The following is a 16,632-nucleotide window of genomic DNA, read 5'->3' as shown; positions in this document are numbered from 1 at the left end:
CGTCTCCCAGGTTACTTTACTATGTAGCGATGTAGCCATCCATCTTGACAACAAACATCGCGCGTGGTGTACATCCCTCTGTCTGCCTACCACAGTATGTTATTCACTTGGACACCCTCTGTTGCCCAAATGAACCCTCTTTATCGTACTTCTCAAACTCACAAGAAGTATATGTCCAAATTCTAAGCTAAAATCGACGCTAGCACTGCTTTTTGTGCATGTAATCTATTTTCAGCTTGTTCAAAAATATAAGAATTAGGCCCGTCAATAACAGATGTCGCAACCTCTTCTTCACGATGTGCTGGTAAACAATGCAAGAACATATAATTCGATTTTGCATAGGCAACTAGTTCATCATTAATTTGATAGCCTGCAAAATCTTGTAATCGTTTTGCCGCCTCTTCCTCTTGACCCATTGATGTCCAAACATCCGCATAGACCACATCGGCATTTAATACAGCTTCTACAGGGTCATTTGTGATCATAATTGTACTGCCATTAGCCGCTGCAATTGCCTGTGCTTTGGCGATTACTTCTGCATCACATTCATAACCAACTGGTGTTGCCACTGCGACGTTCATCCCTACATGTGCTGAAGCAACAACAAGTGAGTGCGCTACATTGTTGCCATCTCCCACATAGGCAATTTTAAGCCCTTTTAAAATTCCTTTATTCTCTGCAATCGTTTCTAAATCCGCTAATGCTTGACAAGGGTGATAAATATCCGTTAATCCATTGATAACTGGAATGGCAGCATGCTCCGCCAACTCTTTGACCATTGCGTGAGAGTTTGCACGAATCATAATACCATCTAAATAACCTGATAATACATGGGCTGTATCATAAATTGATTCCCCACGACCAATCTGTAAATCGCGAGCATGCATAAACATACTTTTTCCACCTAATTGATTCATGCCAACTTCAAATGAAATACGTGTACGAGTTGAATGTTTTTCAAAAATCATGCCAAGTGTTTTACCTTCTAATAATCTTGGGCATTTCCCTTCTTTTGTAATCATTTTAAGCTGTGTCGCTAATTCAATAAGTTCTTGAACCTCTTGACTAGTATAGTCTAGCAAAGTTAGTAAATCCTTTCCTTTTAAACTAGACACTAACTTTAACTGGACTTCTTCGAGTAATTTCATAGCATTCGCTCCTTATATCGTTGCTGTTGAAATTAGTATAACATGCATAAATATAAAATCAACTGAATTTTTATAATTTATTTCAGTAATTATTCATTCATCTTCAAATGTGACAAAAATTCGTACTTTTGAATAATTATGCATACAACATAAAAAAGATAGCTAGTTTAAACTAGCTACCCTTCATCTGCTTATTAGTCAAATGTAATTTTATTCACTGCTTCACGGTCTAATTTTTTAATGACTTCTACCATTAATTTAACAGCATTATCATAATCATCACGATGTAGGATACCTGCATGTGAATGGATGTAGCGTGTCGCAATACCGATGGATAGTGCTGGTACACCATTTGCTGTTACATGGATGGAGCCAGCATCTGTACCACCGCCAGCCATCGCTTCAAATTGATATGGAATATTGTGCTCATCTGCTACATCTAATACAAACTCACGTAAGCCACGGTGTGAAACCATTGATGCATCATACACAACGATTTGTGGGCCAGCACCCATTTTACTAGTTGATTCTTTTGCTGTAACTCCTGGAGTATCTCCCGCTACACCTACATCAACTGCAAAGCCAATATCTGGTTGAATTTTATGTGTTGCCGTTTTAGCACCACGAAGCCCAACTTCTTCTTGCACATTTCCTACAGAATAAAGAATATTTGGGTGCTTTTCATTTTGTAACGCTTTCATTACATCAATAGCAATAGCACAACCGATACGATTATCCCAAGCTTTTGCTAATAGATACTTGTCATTCTTCATGACGTTAAATTCAAAGTATGGTGTTACCATATCGCCAGGACGTACGCCCCATTCAAGTACTTCATCCTTAGAAGCAGCACCTACATCAATAAACATATCTTTAATGTCTACCACTTTATTACGCACATCTGCAGGTAAAATATGTGGTGGCTTTGAACCAATAACCCCAATCACTTCGTCACCTTTACGTGTAGTAATTGTTACACGCTGTGCAAGCATAACCTGGCTCCACCAGCCGCCTACTGTTTGGAATTTAATAAAGCCTTTGTCATCGATTTGCGTAACCATGAAACCTACTTCATCTAAATGTCCTGCTACGACAATTTTTGGACCGTTTTCATCGCCCACTTTTTTAGCAATTACACTACCTAAGTTATCTGTTTCTACAGTGTCTGCATATGGTGCAATGTATTTTTTCATGACCTCACGAGGTGCACGTTCATTACCTGCAATACCATTCGCATCTGTTAAATCTTTAAACATTTGTAATGTTGGATCTAGTTGTGTCATCCTTTGGCCTCCTACTTCTTGTATCTTCTTTATTATACTTCGTTTACCGAAATATTCCTAGCTTAATCGTCTGAAAATTGGTGTATTTCTTAATTTTAATAGCCTGAGCGCTGACGATTATAATTTTCTTGATTTTTTTCAATATAAGCACCAACAACATCCTCAAATGTAAATCCAAGATTATACGCTAGTAATCCATAGCATTGCCAAATGGTTAAATAGTGATCCTGAGTAGGTTGTTGAATAAATGTTAAAATAGCACTTTGTGTCTGTAAAAAAGTTTCCGTTAAATTTCTTTGCTCTTCAATTACTGGCCACTTTTCAATGGATGTATAGCCCTTTAATAAGCCAAGGGATAAGATAAAATGGATAGAATCAACATATTCCTCTAAAATGACTTCACGTGCTGATGGTCCTTTAGTACTCCAAAATTTAAAGCAGCGCGTTTCATTGGCAAGCTCAGCAAGCTCTACCATTAATGCCAAGCCCTTTTCTTGAAATACATCTTGTTGAATATTTTGTGTTTGCTCGATAAAATCATCAAGCTCTTTTTGCATAGTAAACAATTGTTGTAAATTCATTTTTTTCTCCTAAATTTCTAAAAAATATTTAAGTAAAAGTGAAACTATTTGACCTCTCTAATCGTATAGGAAAGAATAACCTTTCTTCAAGGGGGAAATTTAAACATGTTGCCGTTACTAATTCGACTTGCTGTAATAGCGCTTATTATCTATGTATTTTATAAAGCGATTCGTTATATAACCGATCCTAAACGCAAACTTGATGAAGCCTATGAAAAAGGCCAATATTATTTTTATGATGACGTTAAAAATGTCCGCAAAAATTTCTTTATTTCTTATAAGGGTGCTCTTTTTGAAGGTGAAAAATACCTGGGTACGACAGAAGATGCCTTCGAGGTTGTCACTATCTTCGTTGGTGCTCGAGATGCCGCAACGTTGCAAGGCTTCACCAAGAGCGACTTTGAATATTTACAGCAAGAAATTTTATTGAACTATCCAAGTGCTAAAATTAATTGGAAGCAGCCCATTGAACAGCTTATGCGGAACACATCCTCTTCATGAGGATGTGTTTTTCTTATTTTCGTTTAAACCCACAATTGTACAACAATAAATAGTTGAATGGCTGCTAGTAGTGGAAACCCAAATGCAAAACTATTGTGGCGTGTTTTGTGGCGGAATAAATACATACCAAGTACACCACCAACTGCCCCTCCTACAATAGCTAATGTAAACAAAGTGCGCTCTGCAATTCGCCATTCATGCTTTTTCGCACGAGATTTGTCCATACCCATTAAAATGAGCAGCACAATTGATAGTATACCCATATAAGCTAATAATGCTTGTCCCATTCTCTACTCCTTATCAAAAAACGTTATACTACTAATCTAACATAAAAAAGACTGATGGAAAAATCCATCAGTCTTTTTGGCACCTGTCGCTACGCTTTCGGTGCAGAAATAATAATTGACATTGTCAACTATTATTTAGCTACTGCTTTTTTTGCAGCGTCTGCTAATTGAGTGAATGCTGCAGCATCAGTTACAGCAAGGTCAGCTAACATTTTACGGTTAACTTCGATACCTGCAACTTTTAAACCGTGCATTAAACGGCTGTAAGAAAGACCATTCATGCGAGCAGCTGCGTTGATACGAGTGATCCATAATTTACGGAAATCACGTTTTTTCTGACGACGGTCACGGTATGCATATTGACCTGACTTCATTACTGCTTGGTTAGCAACTTTGTATAATGTATGTTTTGAACCATAGTAACCTTTAGCTAATTTTAATACTTTTTTACGACGTTTGCGCGTCACTGTTCCGCCTTTTACGCGTGGCATATGAATTACCTCCTGCTTTTCATTAAAAAATGAATGTTAGTATTTTTTTGTAGTCAATTATTTCATGTAAACAAGTAAAGATTTGATGCGTTTGAAGTCACCAGATGAAACGATGTTTGCTTTACGTAGGTGACGTTTTTGTTTCGTAGATTTGTTTGCGAATAAGTGACTTCCATAAGCACGGTCGTATTTTAATTTACCTGAACCCGTTTTTTTGAAACGTTTCGCAGCTCCACGGTGAGTTTTCATTTTTGGCATGTCGAATTCCTCCTAAACTGTTCGTCTAATATTATTTCTCGTTCTTTGGTTGAAGAACTAAGAACATGCTTCGGCCTTCCATCTTCGGTTTTTGTTCTACCGTTGATACTTCAGCACAAGCTTCAGCAAAACGATCTAACACACGTTGACCAATCTCTTTGTGTGTAATCGCACGACCTTTGAAACGTAGGCTACATTTTACTTTATCGCCTTTTTCAAGGAATTTAATCGCATTACGTAACTTCGTTTGGAAATCATGCTCATCGATAGTTGGGCTCAGACGAACCTCTTTCATTACGATGACCTTTTGATTTTTACGAATTTCACGGTCTTTCTTTTGCTGTTCAAACTTAAATTTACCATAGTCCATGATACGAGCGACTGGCGGCTTGGCTTGAGGGGCCACAAGGACAAGATCCAAGTTTACACGAGCGGCGATTTCTAGCGCTTCATTACGTGTCTTTACACCAAGCTGGTCACCATTGTGATCGATTAATCGAAGTTCACGTGCGCGAATGCCTTCGTTTACATACATGTCTTTGCTAATAGTAATCCACCTCCAAGTAGTTGTCGCGAATACATGGTTTGGGCAAAGCCTTGCCCGGTTGAACGGTACATCCTCTTGTCATGTCCATAAAAAAAGGACGGACATTTTTGAAGATGTCCGCCCGCTATATGTGCATGCGCAAGTTTACGCAAAACAATTCAACGTGTCATACCTGTTCACAGCCTTTAAAGCGTTGTATCAGGTGAGAAGCGGGCAGCCTCTACTTCAACCACAAACTTTGTATTCATTAACCTTAATTATATTAGCATGTATATGATAAGTTGTCAAATGTTTAATTTCTTATCTCTACCATATTGACCTAGAATGAAATATATTATACAAAAGTAAGATTTATTTTATACAGAAACCCTCACTTATGCAAGCGAGGGTTTCTTGTAAATGCTTATTTAGTAATTTCAGCTTTAATCGTTGCTAGGAAATCTTCAAAGCTAATTGTTTCAGAATCTTTTGAGCCATAACGACGTACATTCACGCCATTTGCCTCAACCTCTTTATCCCCAATGACAAGCATATACGGAATTTTCTTCATTTGCGCTTCACGGATTTTATAGCCTAATTTCTCTTCACGGTCATCCATTTCTACACGTAAACCAGCTGCAGTTAATTGTTCTTCAATTTGTTTTGCATAGTCGAAGTGAGCTTCATTTGATACTGGAATGACTTCCACTTGTACTGGTGCTAACCATGTTGGGAATGCGCCTTTGTACTCTTCAATTAAGAAGGCAACAAAACGTTCCATTGTTGATACTACACCACGGTGAATAACGACTGGACGATGTGGTTTACCATCTTCTCCAACATAAGTTAGGTCAAATCGTTCAGGTAATAAGAAGTCTAATTGAACTGTTGATAAAGTTTCTTCTTTACCAATCGCTGTTTTTACTTGTACGTCAAGTTTTGGTCCATAGAAAGCAGCCTCACCTTCAGCTTCGAAGTAATCTAAGCCAAGCTCATCCATCGCTTCTTTTAACATGCTTTGTGCCTTTTCCCACATTGCATCATCATCAAAGTATTTTTCAGTATCCGCTGGGTCGCGATACGATAGACGGAATGAGTAATCATTTAAATCAAAATCTTTATAAACTTCTAAAATTAATTGTACAACTTTTTGGAACTCCGCCTTAATTTGGTCTGGACGAACAAAAATATGAGCATCGTTTAAAGTCATCCCACGTACACGTTGTAGGCCTGAAACTGCTCCTGACATTTCATAACGGTGCATTGTACCAAGCTCTGCAATACGTAATGGTAGGTTACGATAAGAATGCATGCTGTTTTTGTAAACCATCATATGGTGAGGACAGTTCATCGGACGCATAATTAATGTCTCGTTATCCATTTCCATTGGTGGGAAAATAGAATCTTGATAATGATCCCAGTGACCAGAAGTTTGATAAAGCTCTTTCGAACCTAATACTGGTGTATAAACATGCTTATACCCAAGTGATAATTCTTTATCCACGATATAGCGCTCAATAACACGACGAATTGTTGCACCATTTGGTAACCAAAGTGGTAAACCTTGCCCTACCTTTTGAGAAGTTGTGAACAGGTCTAATTCTTTCCCGATTTTACGGTGATCACGTTCTTTTGCTTCCTCTAACATTTGTAGGTGATGTTTTAATTCTTCTTTTTTGAAGAACGCTGTACCATAAATACGTTGAAGCATTTTATTATCAGAGTTTCCTCTCCAATAAGCACCCGCTAAAGATAAAAGCTTGAATTCACGAAGCTTACCTGTTGATGGTACGTGAATACCACGGCAAAGGTCGAAAAATTCTCCTTGATAATAAATAGACACTTGCTCATCAGCAGGAATAGCTTCTAGTAATTCTAATTTATATTCATCGCCAATTTCTTCATAGATTGCTTGAGCTTCCGCACGACTTACATTTTTGCGTTCTACTTCTAGGTTTTCAGCAATAATTTTTTTCATTTCTTTTTCAATTGCAGGTAGATCTTCAGCAGTAATTGGTGTTGGTGAGTCAATATCATAGTAGAAACCACCTTCAATAACTGGACCAATACCAAGCTTTACATCTGGGAATAGACGTTTGATAGCTTGCGCTGTTAAGTGAGCTGTTGAATGTCTTAAAATCTCAAGAGCTTCCTCATCATCCTGTGTAATGATTGCAATTGTTGCATCCTCTTCAATTGGTGTTTTTAAATCCACTAACACACCGTTAATTTTACCCGCATAAGCCTTTTTACGTAAGCCTGGGCTAATTGATAATGCTACGTCATCAGTTGATGTGCCTTTTGCAAATTCCTTTACAGCGCCATCTGGAAAAGTTAATTTAATCATTTCTGACATATTCTTTGCACTCCTTTAGTTGTGTTAAATTCATAATGATTGATGAGTGAATCAGGCAATCGTTCGAGTATTTCAGCTTAGCTAGAAATTAGGGCACCCTATTTGAGCAGGTCTCAAGTCTTTTGGAGCGGATTTCTCCTCTCTTGGAGCGGTGTGAACTACTTTTGGAGCGGTTCTCCCCCTTCTTGGAGCGGTTGCGACTCCTTTGCGAGCTGTGTGACCACTTTTTTGAGCGGTTCTCTCCTCTCTTGGAGCAGTTGCGACTCCTTTGCGAGCGGTTTCCCCTCTCTCGGACGAGGTCACCATCCTTGCGAGCGGAGTCTTCAACTTTTCGAACAGCTTCCTTCTCATTCTAGGGCATTCTTCATATGTGCTAGAAAACAAAAAAGCTCCGTCCCTACGAAAGGGACGAAGCGTATGCTCGTGGTTCCACCCTTCTTCCTTCCGACTTATCTAAAGTCAGACGAAGCTCAAGGCTAGCTAACGGGCTAGGGACCGGCGAAAGATTATCCCTTTCGCTGCTCAGTAGGTAGTAAATAATGTGCCGACACTAGGAAGTTTACAGCCGATGACTTCCCTCTCTATAAGCTGATACACAAAATTCATGTCCTCATCAATGCATGTTGATATTAAGTATATGAGTCAGTATACGCTCGATTGTCGAAAAATGCAACTACCAATGTTACATACGACGATTTTTACCTCGCATTTCAATCGGTATAGTCAAGGCTTTAATACGCTCCATAATTCGTCCTGCTTTTACAACTTCAATATCACCCTTTTGTGACTGTGCTAAATGGTGCTCCAATTCATCATAATTAAAATTAGACGTGATAAACGTTGGTAATTGCTCTGCCATACGATAGTGGAAAATGGTTCCTAAAATTTCATCTCGCGTCCACGCCGTCATAGTTTCTGCACCTAAATCATCCAACATTAGGACTGGAGCTTTTTTAATATAATCTATTTTCTCGTTTAATGTATTATCGCCTATAGCATTTTTCATTTCTCGTAAAAACTCTGGGACAAACACAACAACAGAGCGAATTTTAATCGATGCTAGCTCATTAGCTAAAGCACCAAGCACAAAAGATTTCCCAACACCAAATTTACCAAATAAGTAAAACCCTTTGGAGGGTAGTTGACCTGACTCTTTTGTCATTTTTACAAATTGAGCCGCTTTTTGTGCAATCGCGACGCGAGATTCATCATCAATACTTAGATCTTGAATGGTCGCTTGGAGCACATCTTTTGGCATGTGCATGCTTGCAATCATATTCGCAACATCTCGGCGTTCTTCTTCTCGTACCTTTTGCTCACAACGAACATAGTCCATTTCAATAGAATTCCTGACGATTCTTAATGTCGGGAGGAAGCCTTTTAAATAGTTGGTACAGTGTTCGGTATTATCGCAACCACAGCATTCTGTAGATTGACTAATAAATTCATGAAGCTTTGGTAAATTTCGTTCAATATTCTCGTAGTTTAATTCATCTGCATGTTGAGCTAGAAATTCCTGTACTTGTGGATGTTCTAAAATTTCACGTCGCATAGCTTCATAGCGTTCTTGAAACGACGGTACATTTATTGCTCGTTTTAATGGTCCATTTATAGGTTCGATTGTTGCTCACCTTCTTTGCTATTCACTTTTTCCTAGCATTTCCAATATTTTCTGACGTTCTTTTTCAAAGTCTATCGTGCTAGAAGCATCTTCCTCTTGTTTTTCATTACGTTTATAAAACCATTCGGGGACTTTTTCTTCACGTTGATTTCTTGAACGTCCTTTGACCTGTTGACTCGTTTTATTTGCAGTTTGTGGCTTGTTTTTCCAAGCAGTATATTTATCATGCTCTTGGCGTGCAAGCTCCATTGCTTCCTTTGCCGTTTGGACATTTTTACGTACCCAGTGATCAGCAATCGTTTCCACATATTTTTTAGGTAGTTTCATATCTGTCGTTAGCATAACGTATTCTAATAATGCATTGACTACCCCAATTGGCATGCCGTGCTGAACGATTAAATTTTCTGCAAGTTGAACAGACGTTTGTAATGGTTCTTTACCATTATTAATATCACGTAATACTTGAACAGGAGCTGTTGTCTCTAAATAATGTTGGAGCTCCTGATCCTTCGTTTTTTGCCCCACTTCTGCTACTGGTAGAGGTTCGTTTACTCTTGCTAGTTTTGGCGGCTCCTTTGAAACTGTTAATTTATAAAAATCGGCAGCAGCCTTGCGTAAACGTTCTTGGGAAATTCCTAAATCATCGTCCAAAGCAAGAATGACCACTTTTTGCATATCAAGGGCTGTTAAATGATATAAAAATGCCAGTTTCGCTATCGCTTCACGTACTTCTAATGTCAACAAATTGGAAGGTACCAATTGCTCTGACAAACCTGCTTGCAACAAATCAAAATCAAATTGCTCCAAATAAAAAGGATATACTTTTTGCTGTTTATCCTTTTGACTCGTATCCACTTGTAAATCGGATGGGATATTAGAATGAACAGGCTTAAAGACATCAATAAAGGCGCGAGACACATCCTTAAATTCTTTGTCCTTTACAGGTGACATAAAGCGCTGACGTAAGTTTCGATAGGCCTGCTCGCCGATTTTACTAAACAGAAACATCGACAACAACGGATCTTTCATAAAACTATCTGCATCAAGTGGGCGCTGTAGCTCATATAAAAAACTACGCTCACCCGCATTTTCTTTTTTCCATGTGCGTAGCAAACCGATTGCCTCCAGTGCAATACGGGCCTCAAACACTTTACCAATGGGCAATCCGAGCACATTCATTAAATAATAATGGGTCATTTGCTGTTTTGGCATTTGTTCAGCTTCAGCCCATAACGTTAAATAAAGGCTAATTGGCTCCGAGCCGGTTAATGGTTGATAAAACAATGTAACTAATTGACGCTCCTGTGTAGAAAATGCATGAGGTAGACGAATGTCGAAAGGATCGCCAGGCTGCAATTCCTTATATAAATGAATCAACGTCATTCATCCTCTCTGTTTTCTATGATTTTTTCTCCGTTTGACGTTGAATAATATCTTTAATTTCCTCAATAAAAACATTAATATCCTTAAACTGACGGTAAACCGAGGCAAATCGCACATAGGCTACCTCATCAATTTTAGCTAAGCGATCCATTACCATTTCACCGACGTCTTCTGAGCGTACTTCTGAATTGCCTATACGACGAAGATCTTTTTCAATAGATAGGACAAGTTCCTCCAGTACATCAAGCGCTACTGGGCGTTTCTCACAAGCACGAATAAGTCCACGAAGTACCTTCTCACGGCTAAACTCCTCTCGTGAACCTTCCTTTTTAACTACGACTAATGGTGTCTCTTCAATTTTTTCAAACGTTGTAAAACGGAAGCCACACGACTCACATTCACGACGTCTACGAATTTCTTTATTATCATCTACTGGCCTCGAATCCACAACACGCGTTCCGTTAAATTGGCAAGATGGACATCTCATATAATTACTCTCCTGATTTACAACAATTTAATATTTCTATTATAACAAATTTCCTACATGTAAGAAAAGTGCATTCATGTTTGTGAGCACATGATAAACCTAAAGCACCTAAAGTACAAGAAAATTATTCAAATTTAAGAGGTCTAGAAGGATTGCCATTGTAGCACAAATAACATAACACTTAACCATTTTCGGTATTCCTCTACATAAAAAAAGCACATTGAAATCACTTAGATTTCAATGTGCTCACGATGAAATTTTTATGCGTTTACTGTTTCTAAAGCATTCGCTACTTTTTTCACAAGATCTACTACACGTGCAGAGTAGCCCCATTCATTGTCATACCATGCAAGTACTTTTACTTTACGGCTGCCTAATACCATTGTAGAAAGTCCATCAACCGTTGATGAGTAAGTAGTTGTGTTGTAATCAGAAGATACTAATGGTTCAACAGAGAAGTTCAAAATGCCCTTCATCGAACCTTCTGTTGCAGCTTTTACGAATGCAGCATTGACAGCATCAACTGTGACATCCGTATTTAAATCTACTACAAGATCTACTAAAGACACGTTTGGTGTAGGAACACGCAATGCCATACCATGAATCTTACCTTCTAATTCAGGTAAAACTAATTTTAATGCTTTTGCAGCACCTGTAGATGTTGGAATAATGGATTGTGCGCATCCACGTGCACGACGTAGGTCTTTATGTGGATTGTCTAGGTTCTTTTGGTCATTTGTATAAGCATGAACTGTTGTCATTAAGCCATTCTCAATTCCAAATGTGTCATTCAATACTTTCGCTACTGGAGCTAAGCAGTTCGTTGTACAAGAAGCATTTGAAATAACATCATGTTTAGCAATATCAAGTTTGTCATCATTTACACCTAAAACAATTGTTACGTCCTCGTTTTTACCAGGTGCTGTTAAGATAACCTTTTTAGCGCCCGCTTCTAAGTGCATTGCTGCTTTTTCACGTTCATTAAATTTACCAGTAGCTTCAATAACGATATCTACACCCATTTTTGCCCAAGGTAATTTTAATGGATCACGTTCGCTAATAATTTGAACACGTTTACCGTTTACAACTAAAGCATCGCCTGCTGGTTCTACCGTACCTTCAAATGTTCCGTGATTTGTGTCATACTTAATCAAATGTGCTAACGTTTCAGCTGGGTAGCTCGCGTTAATTGCAACGATATTTAAATCCTGTTGTACGATCGCTTGGCGGAAAACCATACGTCCGATACGTCCGAAACCATTAATAGCAATTGATACTGTCATTTATAATATCCTCCTGTGAGTACATACTCAGATTAATTAATTATATACTTTATGGTGATTAGTATAACACAATTTTAAAAAAGATGAACATTATATATTCACAATATAAAAGTTCTTATTTTCTGAAAAATTAATCCTTATTATGTCGTTTCCCCATTAAAAAATGCGCAGCAAACATATTTTGCTACGCATCTTAAAGAAACCATTAAATAACATTCCAATAACTGAGGATTTTCCTTAATTGTTCCTCTGTATTTTCTATATTCTCATTATTATAAATAACCGCATCTGCGCCTTTTTCTTTGACAGACATTGGTAGCTGTGAATGCATACGTGCTAAAGCATCTTCTTTTGATAAATTATTACGTTCCATTAAGCGTCGAAGCTGAACTTCTTCACTGACCGATACGACAATGATACGCTCCACAAAATGCTGAAGCTTACTCTCAAATAACAATGGTATATCCATCACAACATGCTGATACCCTGCCTCTAAATAAGCATCACGTTGACGTAGCATTTCTTTTCGGATGGCTGGATGCATAATATCATTTAGAATTTTGCGTTTGGCAGGCTCATGGAAAATAATATCCCCCAGCCTTGTTCGATTTAAATTGCCATCCTCAAGCAAAATAGCTTGTCCGAAGCTTTCAGCAATTAAAGCTAATGTCTCTGTTCCTGGTTCTACGACATCTCGTGCTACAATATCTGCATCAACAATCGGTAACCCTAGTTCGGTCATCATTTTTGCTACTGTACTTTTGCCGCTTGCAATACTTCCTGTTAGTCCGATAATCATCGTTAAATCCCCTTTAATGTTGACAATTTGGGCAATAAACAGAGGTACGTCCACCAATTGTCATTTGACTCGTTGCTGTTTCACATACTGGACATATCTTTTTCCCATACATTTTCAGCCGATTCTGCATACTCCCGGCTTCCCCATTAATGTTTCGATAATCAGAAATAGTTGAACCACCCGCTTCAATACTTTGGCGTAGGACAGCAACAATTTCCTCAAATAAAGCTCTTTTACGTTTGTCACTAATGCGATTCATTTTCCGTGCAGGATGAACTTTCTGGGCAAACAATGCTTCAGTAGCATAAATATTGCCACAGCCCGAGATGACTTGCCCATCCATAATAACCTCTTTCACAGCTTTATTTTCATATTTTGGTAATTTAGATTGTGCTATAAAAAATTCACAAGCATGCTCATCGAATGGCTCTGGTGCCATCTTTGTTAGCGGCACATGATCTTCAATCTTTGCCAAAAATCGAAGTTCACCGAAGCGACGAATATCCGAATAAATTAAGTATCCCCCATCTGCCATTTTAAATGTTGCATGGATATGCTTTTGGAATTTTTCCTCATTGATTTCTTCTGGTTCATTCACAACAAACCATGCACCTGTCATGCCTAAATGACTGACAAGCACATATGGCACATCATCCTTCATCAAATGAAAGAATATATATTTCGCTCGTCGTTCAATTTTAGTTATTGTCATGTGCGACAAAGACAATTCAAATGCATCCGGCTCTGCTTGTTTAACGATGCATTGCTTACCCTCACTAAAAGAGAAACGTACCCTTTCAGATAGCTGTACTTGTTGAATTGTCCGTCCTTCAATTTTTGGCTTCAATGCCTGGACGACACCTTCCACCTCTGGTAATTCAGGCATTTGAATCCCTCCTTATTTTGCTTCGTACCATGTAGAGCCATGGTTGAAGTCTACTTTGAGCGGTACGGAAAGCCCAATGGCATTTTCCATTACCTCTGGTACAATTTTTTCTAGCAAAGCAATCTCCTCTTTTGGAGCTTCAAAAATTAATTCATCATGCACTTGTAGAAGTAGTTTTGCCTGCATCTTTTCTTTTTTCAAGCGAGCATCCATATCAATCATTGCTTTTTTAATAATATCAGCGGCACTACCTTGGATCGGTGTATTCATTGCCGTTCTCTCCGCAAAGCTTCTTAAATTAAAATTCGAGCTTGTAATGTCTGGTAAATAGCGACGTCTATTTAAAATGGTTGTGACATACCCATTAAATTTTGCATCTTGTACAATATCATCCATATATTGTTTAACCCCTGGGAAACTTGCGAAATATTTTTCAATAAATATCGCGGCTTCCTTACGCGTTATATCCAAGTTTTGTGATAGTCCATAATCACTGATGCCATAAACAATCCCAAAGTTAACAGCCTTCGCAGCACGCCTCATATTACTATCCACTTCATCCTCTGCTACATGGAATACATCCATAGCAGTTCGCGTATGAACATCCATGCCTTCGCGGAAAGCCTCTACAAGGTTTTTATCTTCTGACATATGTGCCAGCACGCGCAATTCAATTTGCGAATAATCGGCAGAAAATAAAATCCAATCCTCTTTTGAAGGGACAAATGCTTGACGGATTTTGCGTCCTTCTTCCAAACGGATAGGTATATTTTGTAAATTAGGATCTGTAGAACTTAGACGTCCTGTCGCAGTTAAAGCTTGCTGGAAGCGTGTATGCACCTTGCTATCCGATTCATGAATTTCCTTTAGTAAACCTTCGATATACGTGGATTGTAATTTACCAAGCTGTCGATACAATAGGATATGTTCGATGATCGCATGCTCCGACTGTAATTTTTCCAATACATCAGCCGCTGTAGAATAGCCTGTTTTGGTCTTTTTAATCACAGGTAGACCAAGCTTCTCAAATAAAATAACCCCTAATTGTTTAGGTGAATTAATATTAAACTTTTCTCCAGCCTCTGCATATATTTCTTGCTCAATCACTATTAGTTTGTCATTCAGCTCGTGCCCCATTTTTTCTAACGTAGCACGGTTAACTGTAATCCCTTCACTTTCCATCTCGCCCAAAATTCTTGCCAATGGTAATTCTAAGTTTTTATAAAGATCAAATTGTTCATTCTCTTTTAATAACGTTTCTAGCTTCGGCTGTAATGACCACACAGCAAAAGCTTTACGACAAACATGCTGAGCAAGTTGATCAATGTTTGGAATCGCACGCTTAGCTCCTTTGCCATAAACCGTCTCATTTGCTTGGACATCATAGTAGCCTAACTCCCTTGCTAGTGTGGCAACATCATCTCCACTTAGCCCAGGATTATTAATATATGAGGCTAAAAGCAAATCAAAGTCAACGCCTGCTAATTGAATACCTGCTCGCTTTAATGCCGCTTGAGCTGCCTTAGAATCAGACATATATTTTATTTTTGTTGCATCTTCTAACCAGCGACGAAGTTCATCTGATTTTGCTGCAATATCAAACGGGATATATTGTGTCTTAGTACCATCTGATAAAGCGATTCCTAATTGCTGACATGTATGATAATGCTCATTCTCAAGCTCAACATGTACAGCCATCACATCTTTTAAGTCTTCTGGTTTTACTTCTTGCACTAACTCATATTCAAATGGTGCTTGTTCTTCTTCTTGGACTGTAAAATCACTTTTTTCAATGAGTGATTTAAAGCCAAGCTCACGCCAAACACTCATTAATTCTTCTTCGTTTGGCCCGTTATAAACAAGATCAGCAAGTGAAATGGTAATTGGAGCATCTGTATAAATCGTTGCCAGCTTCTTACTCATGATGGCCTGCTCTTCATTAGCTACCAACTTTTCCTTCATTTTGGAGGCCTTCAACGTATCCATTGCCTCATAAAGTGCCTCAACGGAGCCATGCTCTTTTAATAATTTTACTGCTGTTTTTTCACCGACACCTGGTACTCCAGGAATATTATCTGAAGAATCTCCCATTAAGCCTTTCATATCAATAATTTGTAGTGGCGTTAAACCGTACTTTTCTTCAATAAAGGCTGGTGTATTTTTCTCAATTTCCGTAATGCCCTTTTTTGTAATATAGACCGTTACTTGCTCTGTCGCTAACTGAGTTAAATCACGGTCTCCCGATACAATAATCACATCCATATCCTGTGATGATGCCTCTTTAGCGAGCGTTCCTATAATATCATCCGCTTCATATAATTCTTGTTCATATTGCTTAATTCCATAGGCATCAATTAGCTTGCGTAAATAAGGGAATTGCTCTGATAATTCTGGTGGGGTTTTTTGTCGCCCACCTTTATATTCCGTAAACGTTTCATGGCGGAATGTTGTTTTTCCAGCATCAAAAGCGACTAATATTTTTGTTGGCTGTTCTTCCTCTAATATTCGTTGTAGCATTGTTGTAAAGCCGTACACAGCATTGGTATGAATGCCACTATCATTCGTTAACAATGGCAACGCAAAAAACGCGCGATACGCTAAACTATTACCGTCCAATAATAGTAATTTTTCTTTAGTCATGTTTTTATCCTCCTGCGTTGTCTTCTACTTAATTGTAAAACGAAAACGTATGTTTGAAAATGCTTCTCCTTTCTACTTTATCGGGAAAACAACCATTTTGCC

General features: G+C 38.3%; 16 protein-coding genes. 1 reads left to right on the top strand and 15 read right to left on the bottom strand.

Features of this window, described 5'->3' with window-relative positions; all coding sequences use genetic code 11:
* Nucleotides 1-182 precede the first annotated feature (182 nt).
* From argF to ABC382_RS21880, 3 genes are all read right to left on the bottom strand, one after another.
* Nucleotides 183-1,148, bottom strand: coding sequence for an ornithine carbamoyltransferase (gene argF / locus ABC382_RS21890; RefSeq protein ID WP_274794047.1), 966 nt, complete (start codon nt 1,146-1,148; stop codon nt 183-185).
* Between the two features lie 194 nt (nt 1,149-1,342).
* Nucleotides 1,343-2,431, bottom strand: coding sequence for a M42 family metallopeptidase (locus tag ABC382_RS21885; RefSeq protein WP_274794048.1), 1,089 nt, complete (start codon nt 2,429-2,431; stop codon nt 1,343-1,345).
* Between the two features lie 95 nt (nt 2,432-2,526).
* Nucleotides 2,527-3,012: a dUTP diphosphatase gene (locus ABC382_RS21880; protein WP_274794049.1), complete on the bottom strand. Its 486-nt coding sequence runs from the start codon at nt 3,010-3,012 to the stop codon at nt 2,527-2,529.
* 105 nt (nt 3,013-3,117) lie between these two features.
* On the opposite strand from ABC382_RS21880, the gene ABC382_RS21875 reads away from it, so the two are divergent.
* The gene (locus ABC382_RS21875) at nt 3,118-3,513 is read left to right on the top strand and encodes a sigma-w pathway protein ysdB (RefSeq protein WP_274794050.1); all 396 of its coding nucleotides are present in this window, start codon (nt 3,118-3,120) and stop codon (nt 3,511-3,513) included.
* Nucleotides 3,514-3,536: 23 nt separating this feature from the next.
* Here the strand turns inward: ABC382_RS21875 and ABC382_RS21870 are convergent, their stop codons facing one another.
* The 12 genes from ABC382_RS21870 to polA all read right to left on the bottom strand — a co-directional run bounded on the left by ABC382_RS21870 (nt 3,537) and on the right by polA (nt 16,530).
* A complete protein-coding gene (locus ABC382_RS21870) occupies nt 3,537-3,800 on the bottom strand; it encodes a DUF1294 domain-containing protein (protein WP_274794051.1) in 264 nt (87 codons plus the stop codon).
* 131 nt (nt 3,801-3,931) lie between these two features.
* Nucleotides 3,932-4,291 carry a 50S ribosomal protein L20 gene (gene rplT / locus ABC382_RS21865; RefSeq protein ID WP_004226314.1) on the bottom strand — a complete coding sequence of 120 codons (360 nt, stop codon included), beginning with the start codon at nt 4,289-4,291 and terminating at the stop codon, nt 3,932-3,934.
* A 57-nt stretch (nt 4,292-4,348) separates the two neighbouring features.
* Nucleotides 4,349-4,549: a 50S ribosomal protein L35 gene (gene rpmI, locus ABC382_RS21860; RefSeq protein WP_004226312.1), complete on the bottom strand. Its 201-nt coding sequence runs from the start codon at nt 4,547-4,549 to the stop codon at nt 4,349-4,351.
* A gap of 31 nt (nt 4,550-4,580) precedes the next feature.
* A complete protein-coding gene (gene infC / locus ABC382_RS21855; protein WP_016994853.1) occupies nt 4,581-5,084 on the bottom strand; it encodes a translation initiation factor IF-3 in 504 nt (167 codons plus the stop codon).
* A gap of 415 nt (nt 5,085-5,499) precedes the next feature.
* Nucleotides 5,500-7,431, bottom strand: a complete 1,932-nt coding sequence (gene thrS, locus ABC382_RS21850; protein WP_274794052.1) for a threonine--tRNA ligase — start codon at nt 7,429-7,431, stop codon at nt 5,500-5,502.
* 682 nt (nt 7,432-8,113) lie between these two features.
* The gene (dnaI, locus tag ABC382_RS21845) at nt 8,114-9,043 is read right to left on the bottom strand and encodes a primosomal protein DnaI (protein WP_274797364.1); all 930 of its coding nucleotides are present in this window, start codon (nt 9,041-9,043) and stop codon (nt 8,114-8,116) included.
* 27 nt (nt 9,044-9,070) lie between these two features.
* Nucleotides 9,071-10,435, bottom strand: a complete 1,365-nt coding sequence (locus ABC382_RS21840; RefSeq protein WP_274794053.1) for a replication initiation and membrane attachment family protein — start codon at nt 10,433-10,435, stop codon at nt 9,071-9,073.
* 16 nt (nt 10,436-10,451) lie between these two features.
* The gene (gene nrdR / locus ABC382_RS21835) at nt 10,452-10,922 is read right to left on the bottom strand and encodes a transcriptional regulator NrdR (protein ID WP_004226277.1); all 471 of its coding nucleotides are present in this window, start codon (nt 10,920-10,922) and stop codon (nt 10,452-10,454) included.
* 260 nt (nt 10,923-11,182) lie between these two features.
* Entirely contained in the window at nt 11,183-12,205 is a 1,023-nt protein-coding gene (locus ABC382_RS21830) for a glyceraldehyde-3-phosphate dehydrogenase (protein WP_322611814.1), read from the bottom strand.
* Nucleotides 12,206-12,410: 205 nt separating this feature from the next.
* Entirely contained in the window at nt 12,411-13,004 is a 594-nt protein-coding gene (gene coaE, locus ABC382_RS21825) for a dephospho-CoA kinase (RefSeq protein ID WP_274794055.1), read from the bottom strand.
* A gap of 13 nt (nt 13,005-13,017) precedes the next feature.
* Nucleotides 13,018-13,890, bottom strand: a complete 873-nt coding sequence (mutM, locus tag ABC382_RS21820) for a bifunctional DNA-formamidopyrimidine glycosylase/DNA-(apurinic or apyrimidinic site) lyase (RefSeq protein WP_312506595.1) — start codon at nt 13,888-13,890, stop codon at nt 13,018-13,020.
* A 12-nt stretch (nt 13,891-13,902) separates the two neighbouring features.
* Nucleotides 13,903-16,530 (bottom strand): DNA polymerase I, encoded by a 2,628-nt coding sequence (polA, locus tag ABC382_RS21815; protein WP_322606040.1) that lies wholly within the window; start codon nt 16,528-16,530, stop codon nt 13,903-13,905.
* Nucleotides 16,531-16,632 lie beyond the last annotated feature (102 nt).

Source organism: Lysinibacillus phoenicis (genome assembly GCF_047238325.1).
GTDB lineage: Bacteria > Bacillota > Bacilli > Bacillales_A > Planococcaceae > Lysinibacillus > Lysinibacillus irui.
Note: the sequence above shows the minus strand (reverse complement) of the source record. Positions and strands in the feature narration are given on the sequence as shown.

Excerpts from the sequence above, each read along its gene's own strand:
- argF (WP_274794047.1), bottom strand. The coding sequence starts at position 1,148 with ATGAAATTACTCGAAGAAGTCCAGTTAAAGTTAGTGTCTAGTTTAAAA.
- ABC382_RS21885 (WP_274794048.1), bottom strand. The coding sequence starts at position 2,431 with ATGACACAACTAGATCCAACATTACAAATGTTTAAAGATTTAACAGAT.
- ABC382_RS21880 (WP_274794049.1), bottom strand. The coding sequence starts at position 3,012 with ATGAATTTACAACAATTGTTTACTATGCAAAAAGAGCTTGATGATTTT.
- ABC382_RS21875 (WP_274794050.1), top strand. The coding sequence starts at position 3,118 with ATGTTGCCGTTACTAATTCGACTTGCTGTAATAGCGCTTATTATCTAT.
- ABC382_RS21870 (WP_274794051.1), bottom strand. The coding sequence starts at position 3,800 with ATGGGACAAGCATTATTAGCTTATATGGGTATACTATCAATTGTGCTG.
- rplT (WP_004226314.1), bottom strand. The coding sequence starts at position 4,291 with ATGCCACGCGTAAAAGGCGGAACAGTGACGCGCAAACGTCGTAAAAAA.
- rpmI (WP_004226312.1), bottom strand. The coding sequence starts at position 4,549 with ATGCCAAAAATGAAAACTCACCGTGGAGCTGCGAAACGTTTCAAAAAA.
- infC (WP_016994853.1), bottom strand. The coding sequence starts at position 5,084 with ATGTATGTAAACGAAGGCATTCGCGCACGTGAACTTCGATTAATCGAT.
- thrS (WP_274794052.1), bottom strand. The coding sequence starts at position 7,431 with ATGTCAGAAATGATTAAATTAACTTTTCCAGATGGCGCTGTAAAGGAA.
- ABC382_RS21840 (WP_274794053.1), bottom strand. The coding sequence starts at position 10,435 with ATGACGTTGATTCATTTATATAAGGAATTGCAGCCTGGCGATCCTTTC.
- nrdR (WP_004226277.1), bottom strand. The coding sequence starts at position 10,922 with ATGAGATGTCCATCTTGCCAATTTAACGGAACGCGTGTTGTGGATTCG.
- ABC382_RS21830 (WP_322611814.1), bottom strand. The coding sequence starts at position 12,205 with ATGACAGTATCAATTGCTATTAATGGTTTCGGACGTATCGGACGTATG.
- coaE (WP_274794055.1), bottom strand. The coding sequence starts at position 13,004 with ATGATTATCGGACTAACAGGAAGTATTGCAAGCGGCAAAAGTACAGTA.
- mutM (WP_312506595.1), bottom strand. The coding sequence starts at position 13,890 with ATGCCTGAATTACCAGAGGTGGAAGGTGTCGTCCAGGCATTGAAGCCA.
- polA (WP_322606040.1), bottom strand. The coding sequence starts at position 16,530 with ATGACTAAAGAAAAATTACTATTATTGGACGGTAATAGTTTAGCGTAT.